The sequence below is a fragment of the Anabaena sp. UHCC 0451 genome (genome assembly GCF_034931405.1).
In the GTDB taxonomy this organism is placed as follows: Bacteria; Cyanobacteriota; Cyanobacteriia; order Cyanobacteriales; family Nostocaceae; genus RDYJ01.
In genome coordinates this window covers 53,423-76,761 of sequence record NZ_JAYGHA010000012.1, presented here as the reverse complement: position 1 = coordinate 76,761, position 23,339 = coordinate 53,423, and the positions used below count along the sequence as shown (strand labels likewise).

Here is a 23,339-nt window from a genome sequence, read left to right as displayed (position 1 = left end):
AAAATAGAGATTTTAATTTTATTAATTTATTATAATTTATTAAAATTTTATTTAAATTGCCATTTATCGGGAATATAGATACCCAACTGCTCAAAAAGTGGGGGATATGAGTAATTTGGAAAATTAAAAGTATTAATTTCTAAAGATTAAGTTTTGTAACTACTTACGTAATTTGCGTAAATATTCGGTATACTATGTGCAATAGATATGTATTAATCATAATTAGTAATTAACTCCTCCTCCCAAATTGCGGGTTATCAAGTGGCAGTCTACCTAAATTGTCAAAAAAAATACATAACAGGGCAAAATTTCAGCAATGGTCAAGGCAATTGGTATTGATTTAGGGACGACTAACTCTGTCGCTGCTTTTAAATTGGTAGAAGTAGAAGTAGTGACGGCCAACGATAACACGCCCCCAGACCGAAAACTCACTCGTTCTGTGGTTGCTGACGACCAAGGTAAATTTTTGGTAGGAGATCAAGCTTACAACCAGCTACGCCATGACCCAGAGAATGTGATTATTTCTATCAAACGTTTAATGGGTAGGGGTTTTGGCGACTCAGCAATTCAGAAACAAATGTCAGAATTTGGTTATAAAATTAGCCAACCAATTCAGGGAACAGATAACAGTATTGCGGTGTGGTTGGGAGATAAAGAATATCAACCAGAGGATATTTCGGCGGAAATTATCAAAAAAGTGGTGCAGAATGCCCAGGCCTATTGTCAAGCTATTGGTAAAACTGGGGAGACAATTGACCAAGCTGTAATTACCATCCCCGCCTATTTCAACGATAAACAACGCTACGCCACCCGCACTGCTGTACTTAAAGCCGGACTTACGCCCTTAGAACTGTTAGCAGAACCGACAGCAGCAGCGATATCCTACGGGTTTTCACCTAATAGTGATGATGTCAAGACGATTTTAGTTTATGACTTTGGCGGTGGTACATTTGACGCTTCAGTAATTACCGCAGGTGGAACATCATTTATTGAGCAGGGGAAAGCAGGGGATTTGTGGTTAGGTGGAGATGACATTGACTCACGGTTGATGAAGTTTGTGAAAGAGCAAATCGCCCTACGTGAACAAATCAGTGATACTGAGGGCTTAATTGCGAAAATGCCTTATTATCAACGAGTCCGTTTTCATGCTGATTTAAAGATTGCAGTAGAAAGGGCAAAAGTTGAATTAAGTAGTTCTCAAGTCGTGCGGGTTATCCCTGGTACTCAATTACTAGATGAGTCAGGAATAGCTATTCCCATTGAAGTGGAAATCACCCGCCAGCAATTTGAAGAGATGATTGATGATTTGGTAGAGCGATCGCTGCAAATTTGCCGAGAAGCTTTAGAATATGCTGAATACCATCTAGAAATGGTGGATATAGTATTGTTGGTGGGGGGTTCTTCCCAAATTCCTCTAGTACAAAGCAAACTTAAACAGGCGTTTGGTGCTGATAAAGTGGTGCTGCATCAACGACCAATGTATGCAGTGGCTGAGGGTGCAGCAATTGTCGCTGCTGGACAAACAGATAAAGTGACAACAGTATCCCGTGATTATTTTATTCAATTAGCAGATGGCAAATATAAAGTAATTAGCCAAGGTGATATTTTGCCAGTCACGACTCCAGTTTACACTTTTAAAACAGTGGCAGAAGGACAAAGCTTAATTCACTTTCAGTTTTTCAGCCCGGATAATGTTAAAGAAAAGTTAGATGGTGTCAAAGATGATGAAAGAATTGGGGAAATGTGGTTAAGTTTAAATGAAAAATATCCAGCTGGAACAGAAATTCAAGTGAATTTAGAGTTGGATGAACAAAACAATGATTTGCGAATGACAGCAACTTTAAAAAATGACCCTTCAATCAGAGTCAGTTGTATTTTTTCTCGTGGACGTGCAGATGAAAAGATATATCAAGAATTAGAGCAAGAAATAGATAAACTCAATCATCAAAACTTAACTGCTTATGGTGTGGAAGAAGCCATGAAATTAGCAGTACCAGTTGTGCAGTCAGCCAACCAAATTATTAATCCCATCACAGGAGAAGAAAGCAGCGATTTACGGGAGATTGCTCTTGTAAATCTGCAAAAATTCCAGATTAATATGTCTTCAGATAGACTAGAAGCAGAATCTTTAGTCAATGAATGCGATCTCATTATTAAACTGTGTGAATTTATGATTCTTAAACCACAGCAAGAACGATTACAAAAGTTGAGTGCAGAATTAGAAGCTGCTATTGACAACAATAATCTATTTGAAATGCAGTATCACAGTGAAGAAGCAAGAAAGGAACTAAATAAATTACCGGAAGAAGTACAAGTAATTCAGGCTTGTATTATGGCAATTCAACAAGCTAAAGTTATCGCACCTACCAAAGCAAATGCCATGTCTGATAAACTCTCTCGGCTATTAATAGCGATGAAAAATGGTGATGTTCATGAAGCCGAAATTTTGTTACCTGAATTACAACCAGAAGTACAATATTGGCTAACTCAAAACTTACCCACTAACAGCATTGTGACAGGACTGACACGATGAATAATCAACTTAAACTTAACTGTCCTGTATGTGGATATAAAGAAATTGACGGGAAGACTTGTCCCAATTGTGAAACAGACCTTTCTCTGATTCGCACACTCCAAGACTTAGCCCCAGTCGAAAAAACATCACTGCCAAAAAAGATTAGTAATTTGCCATTGTTAGTAACTTTGTTAATACTAACTATAGGTATTGGTTTGGGAGTAGGAGGCAGTTTTTTACTCATCCAAAATCAATATAGTATAAATTTATTTGCACATAGTTCAACAAAAGTTAATAACTCGGAAACTCTGATCAATAACCCTAAATTAAATATTTACAGGGTTAAACCCGGAGATAACTTAGGTGTAATTGCCGAAAAAGTCTGTGGTAAAGCCAGTGCTTGGAGGCTGATAGCAGAAGCTAATCCCCACTTAGAAAATCGGCGCAACTACTTTATCAATGTGGGAGAAAAGTTAAAAGTTCCTCAATGTCAGGAGAAAAAATAAATGAGTATCCTTGATAATCTAAGGGAAGCCAACCAGAAAGCCCAACAACTAGCCCAAAAAAAGCAACTGCGAGAAGCTATCATCACTGCGGAAACAGCATTGAAACTTTGGGCAGAAAAACCCAATCTTTGGGAACGATTACTGGGTAAATTTTTAGTTGGTAGTGTTATTGAAAGGCTCGAAAAACAGTTAATAAATTGGCGGAAACAAGTTGTCCAAGCTGATAAAATAGTTGCTCAAGCACAAGTGATGTTGAGAAGGGATACCGGTGATCCTTTAGAAATTCAATTTCTCACTAGTGCTATCGATCTTTATCGTCTCTACACTCAAATTATCTGTGATGAATGGACATCACAAGTAATTGAAGAATGTCAACAAATATTATCACAGCGAAAAGAATTTAAATCATTAATAAGCCAGGCAAAATCTCATGCAGAAAATCGCTTTTTTAAACAGGCGATAATTATTTACAAAAAAGCCGAAAAATTATACTCCACTCAGATAATAAGGCAAGCAATTTCCGCTCTTCAAATCCAAGTTTTTCAAGAAGAAATTTATGATTCTGAACTCCAAAAAGCACAGCAAATTGAACAGGAAGGGAAATTAAGGAAAGCAATTACTATTTTAAATTCTGCTTTGACTAATTTTCCTCGCCATGACGGATTTGAGTTACTCAAAAACCTCCAATTAAAACTCCAAGGTAGAGAACTATTTCGTCAAGGATTAGCAGCAGAAAAATCTAGTGATCTCCCAGCGGCTAAATCTTTGTATGAAAATGCAAAAACCCTTTTAGTAAACTCTAGTGATTGTCAAATCCGTTTAGGTTTAGTGGCAATTAAAATGCAAGATTGGACAAATGCACTATTTTATTTACAAGGTTTATCAGGAAAACAAGCCGCTTATCTGCGGGGATTTGCATTAGCTCAACAAGGCAATTTAGATTCAGCAAATCAGGAATGGCAAGGAATATCTGAGCCAACAGTTAACGAGCAAAGAGAACTAATTAAACACATTTCTCAACAGCAACGCTTATTGTCTTTACAGAAGATTGAAGAATTAGTCAATACAAAAAATCTAGAAGCAGCTAAAGTAGAAAGTAGAAAATTTTTGCAAAGATTTGGAACTGAATCTTTAGTAACTACCAATCTTTGGGAACATATTCAACCAAGTTTAGCAGCGGCGGTTTGGCAAGATTCAAATTGGGAAAATATCGCTAACAACACTGAAAAACTCTGGGTTAATAATGCCAATATCACTACATTACATAATTGGACAGTAGCAACTTATTATCATGCCCAAGATAATCAGGCCAACCTGTTTGATTTAATTATTGCTTTATCGACATCATTAGCAAATTTAACCGCAGATCCTCACTTGAAAAATATTCCTTGGTTGGAAAATGGAGAGGTTAACTTTCCTGCTGTATCTTTAGAGTTGAAACAGCATTTAGAAGCAGCAATTGATCAGGTGAAAAATATCAATATAGAAGATTATTTAGATTTTTATTTAGATTTGCGTGATCACTACCGCCGGGAATTAGTTGCACTCAGATTGATGGGAGAACCATCAAACTCAGGAATGAAAATAAATGATGTGTTTATCACTCCTGGTTGTTATCATCGGTTTTTTGCTCAATGGGAAAATAATTTCATTGAAAACATAGATGCTGATCAAAAAATTCTGCGTTGCCTTTATACTGCTTGGGGATTAGCTGTAGCCGCTTGTTTAGAAGGAGATAGCCAACGCGCCATTCAACTTAAACCCACAACTAAGTCAACTATTGAAATTGAAGTATTTGCTGAAAATTTAATCGCTTACCATGATGCTTGTTATCAGCTGCAACAACAAAACTGGCGCGGCGCAATTATGCCTTTACAATCAATAAAACTAGCAATTACAGATCATCAAGATTGGCAACAAGAAATTAATAGACTGTGTGGATTACAGCGCCAAGTAATATCAAATTTTTCTGAACATTTAGAATTTGCTGAGTTTTGGTATGATATTCTAGGAAATAGTAAATCGGCTAGAATCTATTTTGCTGAGTACAAAGCAGAAGAAATAAGACAACAACTTGTGAATGAGCAAATTTCCTTAAACCAAGCTTTAGGAAAACTGCAAAAGCTCCAAAAAATTGAAAGCAGTAATCCTGTTGTTGCTGACATGATAGAAAATGTTGAACTATCCCAGGAACTAAAACAAATTAATCAGCTGTTCCAAACTCGGCAGTATGAGGAAATGCTGAAAACAGCTAAACTTTCCAAACGTGATAAAATTCGTTATATTGTCGCTGAGTTTTTTATCAATATGTTAATTAAGGGTATTCAAGAAGGACGTTTACATGATCCAGCACTCATGTTACAACTAGGAAGTTGGGCTTATGAAATCTGCCCCCATGAACCAGCATTTCAAGAAATTTATCAGAACTTGAAATTATCTTGATCTGACATTTTAACTCGTGACTCCTTATCTTGATGTTATGGAAAAAAACCCCTACGATATTTTAGATTTATCTCAAGCCGCATCGAAAGCAGAAATTACCAAAGCTGTAGCTTTAGCTATGAAGCGTAAGCAATATCCAATAGATGTCATTGCTAAAGCACAAAAAAGCTTAATGAAGCCAGAAACAAGGATTATTGCTGACTATTTGCGTCCGATATTGCCAGCTATTAAGCAATTTCAATACAGTGATTTATCAGCTTTAACTCAAGCCACACCTACACTAACTTTATTATCAGAATTTGATGGATTAGATTTAGCTATTACACAAGCTAATCAACAAGAAAATCTAGAAAGAGAATCTTTACCTATCCCCTTATCACAATTATTAACCGCAGGTATTGCAGCTTGCAAAGAAGGACGTTACCCGAAAGCGATAAAATACTTGGAAGACTACTGCCAAGGCTGCGAAAAACGCAATAATAAAGACTATTTGCAAGCTACAATTTGTTTAATTAAATCCTACCAAATGGGTGGACAATTACACAGAGCAGTTGCCCTTTGTCAGTCTTTGAGTAATCATAATCATCCCCAAGTTAAAACTTGGGCTAAAAAAATCTTAGCCATATTATCTCAAGAGAATTCCCGTGTCTGATTTACCACCAAATTATTTTATCAACCAAGAGTTACGCGATTTGCTCATTCAAAAACTGGGTACTCTCGAAAAAGAAAATGTTATTTTACAGCAATCTTTAAGAGAAAAAGAAACTCAAAATACAGCCCAAACTGAAGATTTGTTTTTAGAACTTTTAGAAATTGCTGATGCGCTGGCAGCCTTACTAAACTATCTAGAAAAAAACCCCAAACCTAGTCCAGAGTTTATAAAACGCTTACCCCGTTCCATCGCCGCAGTTAATCGGAAATTTCTCAGCGTCTTAGGAAAACGTCAACTTATACCAATAGAATTGGTAGGAACAGAACCTGATTTTAACCTGTGTCGTGTAGTTGATCGGGAAGAAAGAACTGATGTACCAGACCAAAGCATTACTAAAATAGTGCGTCGTGGTTTTCGGTGGGCTGATAAAATTCTGCGTCCTACAGAAGTAATTACCGCTAAAACAAAAGTAACTTTAGATGGTAATATTGACGAAACTATACAGAAAAATTCGGAAGTCATGAGCCAGGAATCAGAATCGTAAGTATTCAGCTAGAGAAGTCGTTCATACCCAGATCCCCGACTTCTGACATCAATTGATAATTTGTGGACATAATAAACAACAGAAGTCGGGGATCTTATCGCTTTACCTGAATTCTTACTCAGAAACAATACCCAGATCCCCGACTTCTGACATCAATTGATAATTTGTGGACATAATAAACAACAGAAGTCGGGGATCTTATCGCCGAATTCTTACTCAGAATCAGTAATTGAAAAATTGGCAACCACCACCGATTGAAACTAGCACATTTATTCAGTTATCAATTATCATCAATTACTGTTCATTACCTTGATATCTCCTGACTTCTCTGTTCTTCATTTGTATGGATTTGCACAGAATTAAAATTACTAATAATTCTACCTTTAGAGTCGCAATCATCTCTGACCGCTACTGTAGTTTAAATTTTCAACTGGCTGAAAAATTGTATGAATCCTCACGAAAATAATATTAAAGAAACTGCCAAATCTCCAAAAACATGGGGCGCTTGGCAAGAAAATTTCACTTTAATAGCGATCGCACTAACTTTAGCATTGCTAATCAGAACATTTATCGCCGAACCTCGGTTAATCCCATCAGAATCAATGTACCCTACCTTACAGACAGGCGATCGCTTAGTAGTAGAAAAAGTATCCTACCGTTTTCATCCTCCCACAATCGGCGATATCGTCGTTTTTCAATCACCACCAGAATTACAACGTCGGGGATATGACAAAAACCAAGCCTTTATCAAACGGGTGATTGGGATGCCAGGAGAGGTAATTAGCGTAGCTAATGGTAAAGTATTCCTCAATGGTCAACCCATCCCAGAAGACTACATCGCCGAACCACCAAATCAACCATTTCCACCTGTAAAAATCCCAGAAGATCAATTCTTTGTCATGGGAGACAACCGCAATGATAGTAATGACTCCCGCTACTGGGGCTTTTTACCCAGACAAAATCTCATTGGTCGTGCTACTTTCCGCTTCTGGCCCCTAGACCGCATCGGGTTAATTTAGTGATTGGGGATTGGGGATTGGGTATTGGGGATTGGGTATTGGGGATAAATTGCTTCTTTTGCCTTTTGCCTTTTGCCTTTTGCCTTTTGCCTTTTGCTTAAAACCGCAGATAATACATTAATTGAGCGATCGCCTCACCAGATAGTCCTAACCGTTGCTGAAAATCAACTAGGTTGCGGTAATAACCAGCAGTGAGGCGATTATGCACCACTGCTTCAGCTAGAGATAAATCTATCAACGGAATTTTTGCCAGACTCTCTACAGTCGCAGTATTTGGATTGACTAGCGTAGTATTAGCTAGAGATTCATCATCATAGTAACTAAAGTTGAACAGTGGTTTTAGTGGTTCTAACCGCTGTACAGGTAAACTCAAAGCTGCGGCAATATCTTCAATACAATAAAATTTAACACCAGATCGTGATAATTCGACCAGCGATCGCCCTTGATGAATAGACAACCCCGGTAAGCGCAGCCAATCATCTACAGTTGCTTGATTAGCATCAATACGCACACCCAATTGTGCAGCCATCTGAATTTCTTCACCAGATTGTAGACGATAATAGGGATCATTTAGCAGTTTGGCGCGGAGTTTTTGCAATTTGAGATTTAAAGGTAGCCAGTTGTTCATAATTAATTACATCAAGAAATCTGGTCTAGCATCTGACGGCGCTTTTGCTCAAATTCATACTCAGAAATTAATCCATCTTGGCGCAGTCCATCTAACTCACGCAAAGCATGAGCCAACGATTCTACTTGATGACTTACCTGTGCTGATATCTTCGTTGCTGACTTACCAAAATTAAAGTTTCGGTCAAAAGCTTCTTCATCCTGCGCTAAATACCAAACCCCTTCTATAGCACTAGCTACTTTGGGAATCGGTGTCCAAGATAACAATACATACAAAATTCCCCATAATGGTTGTCCTAAGTAAAATTTATGTAATCCTGAAATCGTTAGTGTACCAGAAAAGGCTAGAATAACAGCAATACTTCGACTTTTTCGTTTGGTTAACATCATCTCTCTAAAATATCCAAATACTACGATTTCCACAATTCCCACAATCAGACAGCTATAATCACAAATTACTTAGATTAATTTAGCATGGTAAAATCTAAAACTAAAAACACATATCTTCATCTATTGTATAGATTTAGTTCATGGCTATCAGCCAATCTAGATCAGTTAGGTAAATTTAAACCACCTCAACTCAATACGAATAGAATAATTTAACTCTTGTCTTGGCATTAATTTAGCCCAATTAACAAAAAAGTTCATATTTAGATTTGATAGTATTCCCAAAATTTTATTTACAAATAAGCACAAATATGTCACAAAACTCCCTGCTTTCGGAAATGCTTGAATTACTTGTTGACCCTTATGCTGTTTTGGGAGTTTCTGTGAATGCTGATGATCGTCAAATTTTTAAGCGATATCATGTTTTAGCCAAGCTACTGCATCCTGATAACTATATAAATATACATAACCCAGACAAAGAGTTAGCCGGAGTAATATTAACTCGTTTGATTAACCCAGCTTACCAAGAATTAAAGCAGACAAAAAAAAGAAACAACGTTGTAGCAACGTTGCGCTCAAAAGCAGAAGGTATGGATAAGCAAGCAATCTTAAATCTTCAAAAAGTTTTTAACTTGGATATCATTTCCATGTCTGCACCAGAGGCTGAATTGTTCTATGAAAAAGCGATTACATCTTACGCATTAGCTCAATATGAATCACTTCAACACTTATATCAGGTTACTAAACGGATGAGTAAACTGAATTTGATTTACTTATCGTTGCAAAAAAATTATTTCATGGAAACACAAACATTAACAGATGAATCTACATCTGAATCTACATCTATTGTCGCTCTGCCAAAAGCCAACTTAGCTGAACTGAAATTATCTGAAGCAAAAAATTCTCAACATCCTGCAATCAACTACGCTCAACGTCATTATGAGCGAGCCATTCAGTATCATCAACAAGGACAATGGTCTTTAGCTGTAAAAGAACTGCGTGATGCTATCAAGTTAGAGCCAAATAACAGTGATCATTATGCTTTGTTAGGAGTGGTACATTTTCAACAGAACTTTACAGGTATGGCTAAAGTTTATATCCGTCAAGCATTAAAACTGAACCCTAAGCACACACTAGCTTTGAAATATGCAGTAACACTAAAAATTGAACAAAACGATACATCTAATCCTAAATCAATGGCAAAAGCTTTAGGTATTGCAGCTTTATTAAGTCGGTTTCTATCTGGGAAAGATTAAATCCGTCGATGGAAAATTTGGGTATGCAGATGCAAGTTTATATCTTAAATACACTGTTGATTTCCATTAAAATAAACCGATTTTGATAATCATCTATTATTACAAATCACACTTGTTTTTCACAATACTTATTTTTATTTAGCTTTTTATTTAGCTTGTGAAAAAACTATTCTTTTTCCCATTACATTATCATATAATAAATAATTATGGTTAACCACAAAATATTCGCCATATCGTAATTATGAATCAATCCAATAATCCTGGAATCCTTGAACAGTTTGTCAACATAGTGATGGGGATAAAACCTGGGAATCAACAAAAGTCTCTAAATACATCAGCCGCAACCACACAAGAACTAGATATCAAAGCAGTTTTAGTTTATAAACTGGGAACTATCCTGCAAATAGGAGTGATGATTCTAGTATTACTGGGAATGGAAAAATTAGTAATGTTGATTGATAATAATTCTGCTTTTCCCAGTTGGTTTAGCACTTTACTAACAGCATTATTTTTTGCTTTATTAAGTATTCGTTCCCGCATTTTTTCGCTTTTAGATAATACCCGTTCTCGAACAACTTATGACCAAGTAATTAGACCAAGATGGTCGCCACCACCTTTAGCATTTCCCATAGTTTGGATGATAATTGCTGTTTTACGGGTTATTTCTTCTGTATTAGTTTGGCAGCATGAAAATCACCAATTTTTAGTATTGCCTTTAATTTTATTTGTGGTACATCTGGCTGTAGGTGATACTTGGAATACAATTTTTACCGTAGAACGGAGATTAGGTGCTGCTGTTCCTGTGGTGATTTTTGGACCCTGGTTATCAGCTATAGTAGTAACATTAATTTATTGGCAAACTGTTCCTTTAGCGGGAATGATTTTATCTTTTTCTTGTGTGTGGTTAACTGTTGCTGCTGCATTGGTATTTAGAATTTGGCAGTTAAATGGATCTGAGCCTTTGTATCCTTTAAAGTTAGCTGCTGTGGAGGAGTAGAGGAATAAATTTAGAATAGGCGATCGCTATTTTTTCTTTGATATAAAATAAAGAGCGATCGCACATTTACACCATAATTTTATCACCACAGAAAGAAACAGCGACTTTGTAACCAATGCTAACACACCACTTCACCATCAGATGAATTGATATATAATGAAAATAAATAATTTTTGATATCTTCTCATGACATTACAAGAATTGCAAAAACAAGTATTACAGTTACCAATGAGCGATCGCTGGCAATTGGTACAAACTGTATTAGAATCAATACAACAAGAAACTATATCACTATCAAAGAAGGGTAATTTATCTCGACTGCGTGGTATTGCTAAGAGTGTAAATATCTCAAATGATGAGAATATTGATGGAGATTATGTCACTTATCTAACTGAAAAATACAAATGAAGCGAGTTTTTATTGATACGAATGTGGTTTTAGATTTTTTACTAGAAAGAAAACCTTTTGTAGAAGATGCAGTCAAGCTATTTGCAAAAATTGATGCAAGTGAAATTATAGGGTTTATTGCTGCTACTACAATTACTAATATTTATTATATTATTCGTAAAGCAGCAGGTGTAAAAGTTGCTCAAGATGCAATTTCTCAAATTCTCACAGATTTACATATTTGCACAGTTGATAAAAATATTTTAGAAACAGCAGTAGCTTTAAATTTTCAAGATTTTGAGGATGCGGTGCAGTATGCTTGTGCTATGAAATCAATGGTAAATGTGATTGTAACTCGTGATGTGTCTGGATTTTTAGGTTCAGAAATTCCAGTAATTTTACCTGGGGAGTTAAATCATATTTCTAGGGAGTAAAAGCGATCGCACTTCTTAACCATTTAACTAAGAGCTATACTTGTGGTAAAATGGTATAAAAAGTGAAATTTAAGGGTGTTTTATGAATAGAGAAGTGGGAGAAGTAAAATGGTATGGAGGTATAAACTCAAAAACAGGTCGTATTAATAATTTTGGATTTATATCTCACATAACTAAGCCTGATGATTTATACTTTCACAAGCGCGATATTAAATGTAATATTGAATTTATTGATAAAGATGTTATTGTTTCTTTTAGTTTAAAAACCATAACAGATAACAATGGGAGACAAAAACTACAAGCTATTGATGTTGATATCATACAAAATGAAGAAGATATAGAAGCTATACAAACCTGTGCTTTAGCTAATAGAGTTCGGTACTGGCAGCCAGTTTTTATTAAGTATTTAAAAATTGTTCTTGCTAACAAAAGTCAATCTCTCGATCATTTAGTGAATCTTTGTCTGAAACAAAATAAATTACTTGCTTCTCGATCAGATTCATTCCTTGAATCACTTCCTATAGAAATTTATATATATTCACAAAAATTACGGCAATCATTAACCCCAAAAAGTTATTTTCAAAAATGCGCTCAACTGATGGATGAATATGAAGAGATATCATTAATTAAAGAAATTTATGAATATCTTAGCCAAGAATCTCATCTTCATTCCCAAAGTATTTGGAAAGATTTACCTTTAAGATTTCTAAACTTTGCAGAAATTTATGAATTAGCACCAAATAACATCAAAGCTGACTATATTATTAACAAAATATCTAACAATAATTTCAGTGAATCTCAAATTAATCAATTAGTTGAGATAATCAAAAGGCTTAATATCACAGAGCTTAAATCTATATGGAAAAATTTACCATTAACATTCCTTAAATATTTAGAAATATATAGATTAGCTCCTGCAAAAATCAAGGCTGATTATATCATTAGTATTGTTAATAATGGACACTTTAGAAACTTCCATTTACAAAAAATATTTGATATATTAAGAAATGCTAATCAGGAAGAACGAGATTATATTATATCTATAATACCATCAAATTTAAAATCAGAACCAAGAATATTTCCATTTTTAACCCCAACAGAGCAAGTAGATATTGTATGGGAAGAATTTAAATCTAATCCGGTTGATATATGGGATAAACTGTCAAGTACAGCAAAAGTATTTATCTTGTATCGAGCAGTTCAGGAAAATTTAAATTTCCAAAATTTAATTACCAAAGTCAATTATGAACATGATCCTATTGTATCTTTCGTTTTAAAAGTTTATTTATATCCTCAAATTTCGTTTCTTGAAATACATCAAGATTTAATCGAAATGATAGTTAAATTTGGTGGAGATATGTCTAAAATATTTCCAATAATGATCAGTGAAGATTCATACTATATGATAATTGGTGATCTAATAAGTAATGTAATGGATAATATCAAAGGAAGTTACAAAGAAACCAAGGAAACAAATTATACATATGACTTATATATTACGGATTTTTTAAATGCTAAAAATGTTGAGATTAAATTTCCTAGAATTACTTTAGATGTATATCAATACATACAAAAAGTAAAACATTGGGCTAGTTTTGTCAAAAATAACTCAGAGAGATTAAAATGTAGATTCTGTGCAGATTTCATGACATTTAATCCTGAATACTCTAAATATTCAACTGTACAAGAAATAACAGTTTTTTGGTGTCCAAATGCTAATCCAAAAGAATGTTCAGGTATTGCAGGGTTAGATGGCAGCAATCATAATTTTAATGTTTATATAAATTATTGTTGGAACTGTTTTAAAACAGTAGATAGTAGGGATAGTTTGGAATTTTACGGACTTAATTATAAAAGTGATGGTTGGGTTAAATGTATTAAGTGCGGTGCAGGAAGAAAGCCAGGATATTAGTTAGCTGATAAACCCCAACACTAAAAATGAATTGGTTGGGGTTCACTTCGTTCAAACTACCCTACTACATGAGAGTCAAGTTAAACTTCTGGATGATTATTTTTTGACAAAATTTGAATTAGTTTTGATATAAATTGGTAAGCTAGTGATGTCAGCACGTTAGCCTCGGCTTCAAGATTACAGTTCTGCGACATGAATGAAATCTGTCTCATTGCTGATTCAGCAAAGTTATCAAATGTTTCTGGTTTAAGAGCTTTATCAACAGTATAGGTATTTGAGTATTGAATTGGAATCAACCCATAATTAAGAGAGACAAGACTGATATTTTCATCGCCAGGTTCTCCACTTAAAGATACACGAATAAAACGAATAGGATAAACACTATTCGATGGTTCAGCAAGTTCAACAGTCAAACTAAAATCTTTTAATTCATTCCTTTCATAAGTAGTAATTTTCCACTCATTTATCTCAGGGATTGTTTGAATAACATCAGTAGCAGCCTGTTCAACTTTTTCTTGATTAAGCATATCGTTTTTCGAGTAGTGTATTTACTTAAACTGTGTATCACTTAGTTTAACATATTTATTTGTGTCTTTGCGCGAAACAAAAAATATACTAACTTATACTAATTCCTTGGCTAAAAGCCTACCTTCAACCGGTTCATATTCATCTTCTAGTAACCATAACTTAGCTGCTTCATAATTATTACTAGAAAATACAACCTTCTCACCTTGTTTTGGATCATAGATTTGACAATTTCCTTCACTGTCACAAAGTAATAACAGAATATATGGAGGTGATAACATCGCATCTATCCATACTTCTGCAAATTTCCAGTTATTCTTGATTTTCAAGTAAACCTTTCCCATTACTAAGTTTAATTTAATCAATTCCTAAAAAATTCTTCAATGCAGTTTTATATTTATTCTTCAACTTCTTAGAAATCAATCCTCCCTGTTGAATTTGTGATACAATATCAGCAGATAAACAATCTTTAGGAATAGGACTACCAGAAGTTATACAAATAGCAAGATCATTTGCATCCATTTCACGAGCAAAATAGTAAGCTATAATAGATTCCTTTTTAATAAAACTTGGTAAACTCGGATCTGGTGCTAAAACACAAACTCTTTCAGAGTTATTTTTCTTGTCTGTTAAATTAACAAATAAATATTTATTACCAGAAGTTTTTGCAATTGCGACATAAAAATGTTGTCCATTAGGAGGTGTATCAATTAAAAATACATCTCCTATGTTTATAGAAATACTAGACACTTAGCACCTCATCTAAATATGCTTCCCTCAGTGCTATTTGTCTAATTTCCTCAATTTCTTCCTGACTTTTACCAACATTTTTCAGAATATCTTCTACTGAAATGGGAATAGCAGAACCATGAGGATCTTTCCACTCTGGTAAATCATGAGTCCATTCAGCAACCTGAAATGGATCAAGATGTCCAAAGGTTTTATATACCTCTTGAAGAATCTCCTCTTCTTCTTCGCATAGTTCATCATTTCCTGGATCTTTGACTAAGTAAACAAAGTTCTTGTCACCAGGAGAAATATACTCAGACCACAGAGGTAGAGCATCATTAATAGGTTTACCTTTAATTAGATCATAAACACCACTAAGAACAGGACCATATTTCATTGATACATAATGATCACCTGTTATGGGTTGTTCTATTCTTTCTAATGCAATTCTATCAGCTATGTAGAGCATCTTCAGCAAACCTAAATATTTGATAGGTTTACCATGCAGCTTCATAAGTATAGCTGCTGCTTCTACAGCTTTTTCTGGGTGAAACCGAAACTGGATAGGCATAATTATCCTTGATAAGCAGTGTAGTACATCTATATTATAAATCTTGATCTGAAAACGCGAAAATTTATTATACAAATCTCAGACTATATCATTACTCAGTTTATTTCAACTTTGATTTTTTCCCTTCTCCTTTCCGCGTCTCTGCGCCTCTGCGTGAGAAAAAAACAAAAAAAACGGTAGAGAACCGAAATCCTCCACCGTTCAATTAACAATTACAAAAACCTAACTAAGACTCAACACCAGGGGTTGATAACTCCCGTGTTTGTCGAGAACTAACTTGGACAATGCCATTTTCATCAACGTCAACAAGAGCAGTATCGCCATCTTTGATGCGTCCAGACAGAATTTCTTCCGCCAAACTATCTTCCAACAAGCGCATAATTGCCCGACGTAATGGCCTTGCACCGTAGCTAGGACTGTAACCCTCAGTGATCAAACGGTCCTTGAAGCGATCGCTCACTTCCAAGACAATTCCCTTCTCCGTCAAGCGACCAAACACTTCCTTCAGCATGATTTCGGCGATTAGGGTAACTTCAGCCTTATTCAATTGACGGAAGACGATAATTTCATCTAACCGGTTCAAGAACTCAGGACGGAAGTATTGTTTCAGTTCCTCATTCACCAAAGAGCGAATTCTGTTGTATTGTGTCTCAGTCGCATCTTCAGAGAACTCGAAGCCGATACCGCTACCACCTTTTTCAATTACCTTAGAACCAATATTGGAAGTCAAAATCAGCAAGGTGTTCTTAAAGTCCACCGTGCGACCTTTCGCGTCAGTTAAGCGACCATCTTCCAAAATTTGTAGAAGCATATTAAATACATCGGGGTGCGCCTTTTCGATTTCGTCGAATAGCACCACGGTGTAAGGACGACGACGGACAGCTTCCGTTAGCTGACCACCTTCGTTGTAGCCGACATAACCAGGAGGTGAACCGATCAATTTACTGACGGTGTGACGCTCCATATATTCGGACATATCCAAGCGAATCATGGCTTCTTCTGAACCGAAGAAGTAGGACGCTAAGGATTTGGCTAATTCGGTTTTACCTACCCCAGTTGGCCCAGAGAAGACAAAACTAGCGATCGGTCGGTTGGGATTTTTCAAACCCACACGAGCGCGACGAATAGCGCGGGAAACAGCCTTCACAGCGTCATCTTGACCGATAAGGCGCTGATGTAAGGTGTCTTCCATGTGCAGCAATTTCTCGGATTCGGACTCAGTGAGTTTATTCACTGGTACACCTGTCCAAGAAGCAACAATGTGAGCAATGTCTTCTTCTGTAACGACAGGTTCTAGACCATCACCACCCGCTGCGTTGGTTTTGGTTTGAGCAATGGTGCGAATTTCCGCTTTGATTTCCATTTCTCGATCGCGCAGTTCACCGGCTTTGTCAAAGTCCTGAGAACGGACAGCATCATCTTTTTCTTTTAAGATTTGCCGTAATTCCTTGTCTAACTCCTTCGCTGCTGGGGGTAGCTGGGAGTTAATCAAGCGGACGCGAGAACCTGCTTCATCAACCAAGTCGATGGCTTTATCTGGTAAATAGCGATCGCTAATATATCGATCAGACAATTTTGCAGCCGCTACTAAAGCTTCATCGGAGATTTTTAACTTGTGGTGTGCTTCATAGCGTTCGCGCAAACCATATAAAATTTCAATTGTTTCATCAACGGAAGGCTCACCCACCATCACAGGCTGGAAGCGTCTTTCCAACGCTGCATCCCGTTCAATGTGCTTCCGGTACTCATCCAAAGTAGTCGCACCGATACATTGCAACTCACCCCTGGCCAAAGCTGGCTTGAGGATATTTGCTGCATCAATTGCCCCTTCAGCTGCACCTGCACCAATCAAAGTGTGAACTTCGTCAATTACCAGGATGACATTACCCGCAGAGCGGATTTCATCCATGATTTTTTTTAGTCGTTCTTCAAATTCACCCCGGTACTTAGTACCTGCTACAAGCAAACCAATATCCAGTGTCACCACCCGCTTGTCTTCCAAGATATCCGGGACATCTTTGTTAGCGATGCGGCTGGCTAAACCTTCAGCAATGGCTGTTTTACCAACCCCAGGTTCACCAATCAACACTGGATTATTTTTAGTCCGGCGACCCAAAATTTGAATCACACGCTCGATTTCCTTGGCGCGTCCCACCACGGGATCGAGTTTGTTATCAACGGCCATTTGGGTCAAATTAGAGCCGAATTCATCCAAAGTCGGGGTTTTTGTGCGACCGGAAGAACCGCCAGGAGTAACTTCCGCAGTTTCTCCCAACATCCTAATCACTTGGGTTCTCACCTTAGACAAATCTACACCCAGGTTTTCTAGCACTCTGGCTGCTACACCTTCCCCTTCGCGGATGAGGCCCAACAGCAGATGCTCGGTGCCAATGTAGTTATGCCCTAGTTGGCGTGCTTCTTCCAAGGATAGTTCTAAAACCCGCTTTGCCCGTGGCGTAAACGGAATTTCCACGGCCACAAAGCCGGAACCTCGGCCTATGATTTTTTCAACTTCAATGCGGGCATCTTTAAGATTGACACCCATTGACTTTAGAACCTTGGCGGCTACTCCTGTGCCTTCCCCAATCAGACCCAGGAGGATCTGCTCAGTTCCAACAAAGTTGTGACCTAAACGGCGGGCCTCTTCTTGGGCCAGCATGATTACCTTAATGGCTTTTTCTGTGAAGCGTTCAAACATGGCATTTTTCCCATCACCTGCGTCGTGCCGGTATGCTGATTTTAGCACAGGCTAAAATTTTGGATATCTGTATCAAGAAAATAGACATCCTTTAGCCACCAGACAAGTTGATGGGTTAATTTTTAAATTTTTATTACTTTTTGTGTAGCTAGTGTGCTGAGGAGGTCGAATTTACCAGCTTTTGTGGGACTAATCACAAACTATATACCGCCAATGTTGAGATTTTGTTGATCTAGTCCCAAACAGAATTAAATATCATATTTTCTGGTACTTTGTCAAATTTTTCTCATTTACTATAAGTTTTTTAAATGAACATCGACTCAAGAATTTAAAATTCTGATATAAATGTGTTGCGGACAATTACATTTTTTGTCAATAAGATGATTGGGGGGTAGTTACCTCGTGATGAATTATGAATTATGAATTATTAAAGACCAAGAGGATTTTTGGAGGCGATCGCTCACAATAATATACCAATTATCCAAATCTTTGAGAAATTTTGGCTGTTGTAAGTCAGAAAGCCACAAAATCAGGGCATCTTCATCATTATCTTTATAGTAACGGGGTCGTCTGCCAGCAGTTTTAAAGCCAAATTTTTGATATAGAGAGATGGCCTCTTGGTTGGAAACTCGGACTTCCAAGGTTGCTCGTTCCAAACCGCGATCGCTTGCGGCCTTCAGTAAAGAATACAATAAAGCCTGTCCTAAACCTTGACAGTGATATTGAGGATGAACCGCCAAAATCGTAATGTGTGCTTCCTCTAAAATTGACCAAAAACAACCCATTCCCAGCAACTCAGAACCAGAAAACGGGGAAAATAAACCCAAAAAAAGACTGTTGGGACTTTCCAACTCTCGTCGGTAGCCTTCCAGAGTCCACAAACCATCAAAGCAAGCTTTATCAAGTTCTAATAAATTACTTAAATGCTCTGAAGTCAAAGATTGAAGTTTTAAGTCTAATAATTTCACGGTTAAGGGGACTTAGAATTGAGGAAGTGGGGAGATAGGGATGGTGAACAACCTAATTACTAATCATCCATTACCAGCAAAGCTGTAAACTAGGAATCGAGAGACTAACTCATGCCCGTCATTGTCACAAGGACAGCTTTTATAAGTTATGGTATCGACTCATCCCGTCGAAGTTCAACCTTCTGGTAATCAATATTTATCTCAAAGACGCAGTGTTACAACTTCGCCTAATCAAGAACTTTTACCCTTGAGCGCCAAAGTTAATCATCACGACTCCCTGGAAATCGGTGGGTGTGATGTTACAACACTGGTTCAGCAGTTTGGTTCACCTTTATATATTTTAGATGAACAAACCCTGCGAACTGCTTGTCAACAATACCGGGATACATTCAAACAATACTACAAAGGTGAATCTCAAGTATTGTACGCCTCTAAAGCATGGAATTGTTTAGCAGTTTGTGCCATTGTGGCTTCAGAAGGTTTAGGAATAGATGTAGTATCTGGTGGTGAATTGTACACAGCTTTAGAAGCTGGCGTGAGTCCAGAGAAAATCTACCTACACGGTAATAATAAATCTCGTGATGAACTAATTTTAGCTATCGAGTCAGGTTGTACCATTGTCGTAGATAACTGGTATGAATTACATACCTTGGTAGAAGTGGCAGATAGGAAGATAGGGAGTGATTCTCTCCCCACCACCCCACCACCCCACCACCCCATCCGTATAATGTTGCGGTTAACTCCGGGGATAGAATGTCATACTCACGAATATATTCGCACTGGACATTTAGATAGTAAATTTGGTTTTGATCCCAATGATTTAGAAGAAGTTTTTGCCTTTGTCAGCAAACAACCAGATTTAAACTGTGTGGGTTTACACGCTCATATTGGTTCACAAATTTTTGAACGTCAACCCCATCGAGATTTGGCTGCTGTGATGGTACAGTGGTTGCGGGATGCGGCCAAATATAACTTGGAACTGACAGAGTTAAATGTTGGTGGTGGTTTAGGGATTAAGTACATAGAATCAGACGATCCCCCCAGCATTGCAGAATGGTCAAAGGCGATTTGTGAAGTAGTACAAGAAGCTTGTGCGGCTGAAAATTTGCCCTTACCTAAATTACTGTGTGAACCAGGGCGATCGCTAATTGCCACAGCTTGCGTTACCGCCTACACTATTGGTTCTGCTAAAACCATTCCCGATATTCGTACTTATGTAACGATTGATGGGGGAATGTCTGATAATCCCCGTCCCATAACATATCAATCGGTTTATCGGGCGGTAGTTGCAAATAAAATGTCTGCTTCCTTAACAGAAACAGTCACATTGGCAGGTAAACATTGCGAATCAGGAGATATCCTGATTAAAAATGCCCAACTGCCAAAAACTGAACCAGGTGATATTCTCGTAGTTATGGGAACTGGTGCATACAATTACAGTATGGCATCTAACTATAATCGGTTGCCTCGACCGGCAGCTGTTTTAGTGGCGAATGGCGAAGCAAATTTAATTTTGCAACGCGAATCTTATCAAGACATAATTCGACAAGATTGCCTACCAGAAAGACTTAAATAGTCATTAGTCCTTGGTCATTAGTTATTAGCTAAGAACCAATGACTAATGACAAATGACAAATGACAAATGACTATTAGAATCCAGATGTCATGAGAGATTGGTGGAAGCAATGGCTGACGACAAACATGGGATGGTCACAGTCCTTGCTGCTTAGGACTCTGGATATTCTGTTAGTGCTGGCGTTGACATACATGATCCTGGTGATTATTAGTGAACGCCGAACGCTGTGGATGGTGCGGGGATTCATACTCTTGATGTTGGCTTCAGCATTAAGTGGCACTTTAGGACTACCTTTACTCAATTTCGTTCTGGAAAAGCTGGTAATTGGTTGTGCTGTAGCAATGGCTGTAGCACTGCAATCAGAGTTTCGCCGATTTTTGGAACAATTGGGACGGGGTGAGTTCAGACTGTTATTTCAACCGAACCGCTTGGCAGTCCCTAAATCTGATAGCGTGATTGATGAAATTGTTGATGCTGTGAAAGAACTGTCAAAAAATCGGATTGGCGCTTTGCTGATTTTGGAAACTTCCGGTCCAATTGATGAGCGAGATTTTTCCGTACCTGGAGTAAAGTTAAATGCAGAGGTGTCTAAGGAACTGATACAAACAATTTTTCAGCCAAAAACTTTATTGCATGATGGGGCAACCTTGATCCGTGGTTCGCGGATTGTATCATCGGGTATAATTTTACCACTTTCAGGACGCACAGCCTCGCGCCAGCTGGGTACACGCCATCGGGCAGCAATGGGAATTACTGAGCGGGTCGAAAATTGTATTTGTGTCGTTGTATCAGAAGAAACGGGTTCTATTTCTTTAGCGGAACGAGGAACTCTATACAGACCATTGACGATTAGAAAGCTAAAAGAGTCTTTAGAGGCTCGATTTTCGCCCACTGTAGATCGGGAAGCTGTAGCACCTGGTCTTTTCAGTCTAATTAGTCAGATTGCTGCTCAGACACTAGCACTGCTTTCACGTTTACTCAGATTACCATCGACGGCTTCTCGCCAAAAAAATAAGACCGAAAAATGACAACACAACATACTGAACTGCAATATTTACCCTCTGATTTAAAAAAAGAATTACTTCCCCAGCACGTTGCGGTGATTATGGATGGCAATGGTCGATGGGCTAAACGTCAAGGTCTACCCCGAATTATGGGGCATAAGCGGGGAGTGGATGCCCTCAAGGATTTGCTGCACTGTTGTAAGGATTGGGGTATTAAAGCCCTGACTGCCTATGCTTTTTCTACGGAGAACTGGAAAAGGCCACAGGAAGAGGTGGAGTTTTTAATGAGTTTGTTCCAGCGGGTTTTGCGGCAAGAATTACGGGAAATGATAGAGGAGAATGTGCAGATTCAGTTTGTGGGCAATTTGCAAGCTTTACCAAAATCCCTGCAAGCAGAAATTTCTCGCTCAATGGCAGAAACTAAGGATAATCTCAGCATTAAGTTTACAGTAGCTACTAATTATGGCGGTAGACAAGAAATTTTACAGGCTTGTCGAGCGATCGCTCAAAAGGTACAGCAGGGTATATTAAATCCTGATGAAATTTCTGAAGAATTATTTGAAAGTCATTTATATACAGCCGGAATAAAAGATCCAGATTTATTGATCCGTACCAGTGGAGAAATGCGATTATCTAATTTCTTACTTTGGCAAATGGCCTATGGGGAAATTTATATTACTGATACTCTCTGGCCAGATTTTGATAGAAAGGAATTTCACCGGGCTTTATGTGCCTATCAACAACGAGAACGGAGATTTGGTAAGGTTTAGGAAGTAATGCTATATTCAATAGTAAGATTTGGGAGAAAAATTAAATATGACACTATCCCTCTATGATCAAGATATTTTACTCTGGGTTGAAGATACTGTTGCCAAGCTCAAAAAACGGGATTTTGAAACCTTGGATATTGAAAATCTGATTGAGGAAGTAGAGGCTTTGGGAACTTCGCAAAAAAGAGAACTACTGAGTCGTTTAATTGTATTACTAGAACATTTACTCAAGCGATTATATGTTGACTTACCCTACGATTATAATGGCTGGGAACGCACGATTCGCACACAACGAACTGAACTTGATGTATTAATTACCCAAGTACCCAGTCTCAAGTCTCTATGGGATACGAGTTTTAAGGAGGCTTGGCGACGAAGTTTAGCTAATGTCAGTAATGAGTATAAATCAGTCAATTTTCCTTCAGAATGGCAGTATTCATCGGAGTTAGAAATACTCCTAAATTCTAACTTTTGGGAGAATAATTAAGCTGATTATTTCTGTCATGAGTTTGTTTGTAGGATGCAAAAGCGATGCTGGAATTGGACTTAAGGACCAGAAAAAACTGCTGCTTGAATATCTTGCCGACTCAGGGAATATTTAAAAGAACGTTGGATATTTTGAGTGGGTTCTGCTGCTTGAATATATCGGACTGTAATTTGCTCGATATCTAACCATAGTTCTGCTTGCCAACTTGGTTTTTGCAAGCGCCAGCAGTGTAACTCAGTTTCATCTTGTTGACAACCTTGGTCTTTTAGCCATTGTTCAATTTGTGGCAAAGAATGGTTATACAGTGGTGTGTCGGCAGATAAAGTAGGCATA

Annotated in this window: 24 protein-coding genes; 15 read left to right on the top strand and 9 right to left on the bottom strand. The window is 37.4% G+C overall.

What is annotated here, in order from left to right; all coding sequences use genetic code 11:
- Positions 1-316 precede the first annotated feature (316 nt).
- From VB694_RS10325 to lepB, 6 genes are all read left to right on the top strand, one after another.
- Complete coding sequence (locus VB694_RS10325) at positions 317-2,533, top strand: Hsp70 family protein (RefSeq protein ID WP_323360229.1); 2,217 nt, start codon at positions 317-319, stop codon at positions 2,531-2,533.
- Positions 2,530-3,021: a LysM peptidoglycan-binding domain-containing protein gene (locus tag VB694_RS10320; protein WP_323360228.1), complete on the top strand. Its 492-nt coding sequence runs from the start codon at positions 2,530-2,532 to the stop codon at positions 3,019-3,021. The genes VB694_RS10325 and VB694_RS10320 overlap by 4 nt, the downstream gene beginning before the upstream one ends.
- The gene (locus VB694_RS10315) at positions 3,022-5,463 is read left to right on the top strand and encodes a peptidase M, neutral zinc metallopeptidase site (RefSeq protein ID WP_323360227.1); all 2,442 of its coding nucleotides are present in this window, start codon (positions 3,022-3,024) and stop codon (positions 5,461-5,463) included. It abuts the gene before it with no gap.
- A gap of 16 nt (positions 5,464-5,479) precedes the next feature.
- Positions 5,480-6,115, top strand: a complete 636-nt coding sequence (locus VB694_RS10310) for a molecular chaperone DnaJ (RefSeq protein ID WP_323360226.1) — start codon at positions 5,480-5,482, stop codon at positions 6,113-6,115.
- Positions 6,108-6,659, top strand: coding sequence for a nucleotide exchange factor GrpE (locus VB694_RS10305; protein ID WP_323360225.1), 552 nt, complete (start codon positions 6,108-6,110; stop codon positions 6,657-6,659). The genes VB694_RS10310 and VB694_RS10305 overlap by 8 nt, the downstream gene beginning before the upstream one ends.
- Positions 6,660-7,105: 446 nt before the next feature.
- Positions 7,106-7,678 carry a signal peptidase I gene (gene lepB / locus VB694_RS10300; protein WP_323360224.1) on the top strand — a complete coding sequence of 191 codons (573 nt, stop codon included), beginning with the start codon at positions 7,106-7,108 and terminating at the stop codon, positions 7,676-7,678.
- Positions 7,679-7,775: 97 nt separating this feature from the next.
- Here lepB and VB694_RS10295 read toward each other — a convergent pair whose 3' ends face one another.
- The gene (locus VB694_RS10295) at positions 7,776-8,306 is read right to left on the bottom strand and encodes a ComEA family DNA-binding protein (protein ID WP_323360223.1); all 531 of its coding nucleotides are present in this window, start codon (positions 8,304-8,306) and stop codon (positions 7,776-7,778) included.
- A gap of 11 nt (positions 8,307-8,317) precedes the next feature.
- The gene (locus VB694_RS10290; protein WP_323360279.1) at positions 8,318-8,692 is read right to left on the bottom strand and encodes an NINE protein; all 375 of its coding nucleotides are present in this window, start codon (positions 8,690-8,692) and stop codon (positions 8,318-8,320) included.
- 311 nt (positions 8,693-9,003) lie between these two features.
- Between VB694_RS10290 and VB694_RS10285 the strand changes: the two genes are divergently transcribed.
- From VB694_RS10285 to VB694_RS10265, 5 genes are all read left to right on the top strand, one after another.
- Positions 9,004-9,948 carry a J domain-containing protein gene (locus VB694_RS10285; protein WP_323360222.1) on the top strand — a complete coding sequence of 315 codons (945 nt, stop codon included), beginning with the start codon at positions 9,004-9,006 and terminating at the stop codon, positions 9,946-9,948.
- 241 nt (positions 9,949-10,189) lie between these two features.
- Positions 10,190-10,945 (top strand): TspO/MBR family protein, encoded by a 756-nt coding sequence (locus VB694_RS10280; protein WP_323360221.1) that lies wholly within the window; start codon positions 10,190-10,192, stop codon positions 10,943-10,945.
- Between the two features lie 186 nt (positions 10,946-11,131).
- Positions 11,132-11,353 (top strand): hypothetical protein, encoded by a 222-nt coding sequence (locus tag VB694_RS10275; RefSeq protein WP_323360220.1) that lies wholly within the window; start codon positions 11,132-11,134, stop codon positions 11,351-11,353.
- On the top strand, positions 11,350-11,766 hold the full coding sequence (locus VB694_RS10270; RefSeq protein ID WP_323360219.1) for a PIN domain-containing protein: 417 nt from the start codon (positions 11,350-11,352) through the stop codon (positions 11,764-11,766). Before VB694_RS10275 ends, VB694_RS10270 begins: the two co-directional genes overlap by 4 nt.
- Before the next feature lie 82 nt (positions 11,767-11,848).
- On the top strand, positions 11,849-13,678 hold the full coding sequence (locus VB694_RS10265; protein WP_323360218.1) for a hypothetical protein: 1,830 nt from the start codon (positions 11,849-11,851) through the stop codon (positions 13,676-13,678).
- An 80-nt stretch (positions 13,679-13,758) separates the two neighbouring features.
- Here the strand turns inward: VB694_RS10265 and VB694_RS10260 are convergent, their stop codons facing one another.
- The 6 genes from VB694_RS10260 to rimI all read right to left on the bottom strand — a co-directional run bounded on the left by VB694_RS10260 (position 13,759) and on the right by rimI (position 19,169).
- Positions 13,759-14,205, bottom strand: coding sequence for a hypothetical protein (locus VB694_RS10260; protein WP_323360217.1), 447 nt, complete (start codon positions 14,203-14,205; stop codon positions 13,759-13,761).
- 93 nt (positions 14,206-14,298) lie between these two features.
- On the bottom strand, positions 14,299-14,547 hold the full coding sequence (locus tag VB694_RS10255; RefSeq protein ID WP_323360216.1) for a hypothetical protein: 249 nt from the start codon (positions 14,545-14,547) through the stop codon (positions 14,299-14,301).
- Positions 14,548-14,560: 13 nt separating this feature from the next.
- Complete coding sequence (locus VB694_RS10250; protein WP_323360215.1) at positions 14,561-14,953, bottom strand: hypothetical protein; 393 nt, start codon at positions 14,951-14,953, stop codon at positions 14,561-14,563.
- Positions 14,946-15,503 carry a Panacea domain-containing protein gene (locus VB694_RS10245; RefSeq protein ID WP_323360214.1) on the bottom strand — a complete coding sequence of 186 codons (558 nt, stop codon included), beginning with the start codon at positions 15,501-15,503 and terminating at the stop codon, positions 14,946-14,948. Before VB694_RS10245 ends, VB694_RS10250 begins: the two co-directional genes overlap by 8 nt.
- 226 nt (positions 15,504-15,729) lie before the next feature.
- Positions 15,730-18,201, bottom strand: a complete 2,472-nt coding sequence (locus tag VB694_RS10240) for an ATP-dependent Clp protease ATP-binding subunit (protein WP_323360278.1) — start codon at positions 18,199-18,201, stop codon at positions 15,730-15,732.
- Between the two features lie 410 nt (positions 18,202-18,611).
- A complete protein-coding gene (rimI, locus tag VB694_RS10235) occupies positions 18,612-19,169 on the bottom strand; it encodes a ribosomal protein S18-alanine N-acetyltransferase (RefSeq protein WP_323360213.1) in 558 nt (185 codons plus the stop codon).
- Positions 19,170-19,317: 148 nt separating this feature from the next.
- On the opposite strand from rimI, the gene lysA reads away from it, so the two are divergent.
- The 4 genes from lysA (at position 19,318) to VB694_RS10215 (ending at position 23,006) form a co-directional block, all read left to right on the top strand.
- Positions 19,318-20,745, top strand: coding sequence for a diaminopimelate decarboxylase (gene lysA / locus VB694_RS10230; RefSeq protein ID WP_323360212.1), 1,428 nt, complete (start codon positions 19,318-19,320; stop codon positions 20,743-20,745).
- A gap of 89 nt (positions 20,746-20,834) precedes the next feature.
- Positions 20,835-21,773: a diadenylate cyclase CdaA gene (gene cdaA, locus VB694_RS10225; RefSeq protein WP_323360211.1), complete on the top strand. Its 939-nt coding sequence runs from the start codon at positions 20,835-20,837 to the stop codon at positions 21,771-21,773.
- Positions 21,770-22,519 carry an isoprenyl transferase gene (locus VB694_RS10220; protein WP_323360210.1) on the top strand — a complete coding sequence of 250 codons (750 nt, stop codon included), beginning with the start codon at positions 21,770-21,772 and terminating at the stop codon, positions 22,517-22,519. Before cdaA ends, VB694_RS10220 begins: the two co-directional genes overlap by 4 nt.
- 46 nt (positions 22,520-22,565) lie before the next feature.
- The gene (locus VB694_RS10215) at positions 22,566-23,006 is read left to right on the top strand and encodes a DUF29 domain-containing protein (RefSeq protein ID WP_323360209.1); all 441 of its coding nucleotides are present in this window, start codon (positions 22,566-22,568) and stop codon (positions 23,004-23,006) included.
- Between the two features lie 59 nt (positions 23,007-23,065).
- On the opposite strand, the gene VB694_RS10210 is transcribed toward VB694_RS10215, so the two are convergent.
- Positions 23,066-23,338, bottom strand: a complete 273-nt coding sequence (locus tag VB694_RS10210) for a DUF3143 domain-containing protein (protein ID WP_323360208.1) — start codon at positions 23,336-23,338, stop codon at positions 23,066-23,068.
- Between the last annotated feature and the right edge of the window lies 1 nt (position 23,339).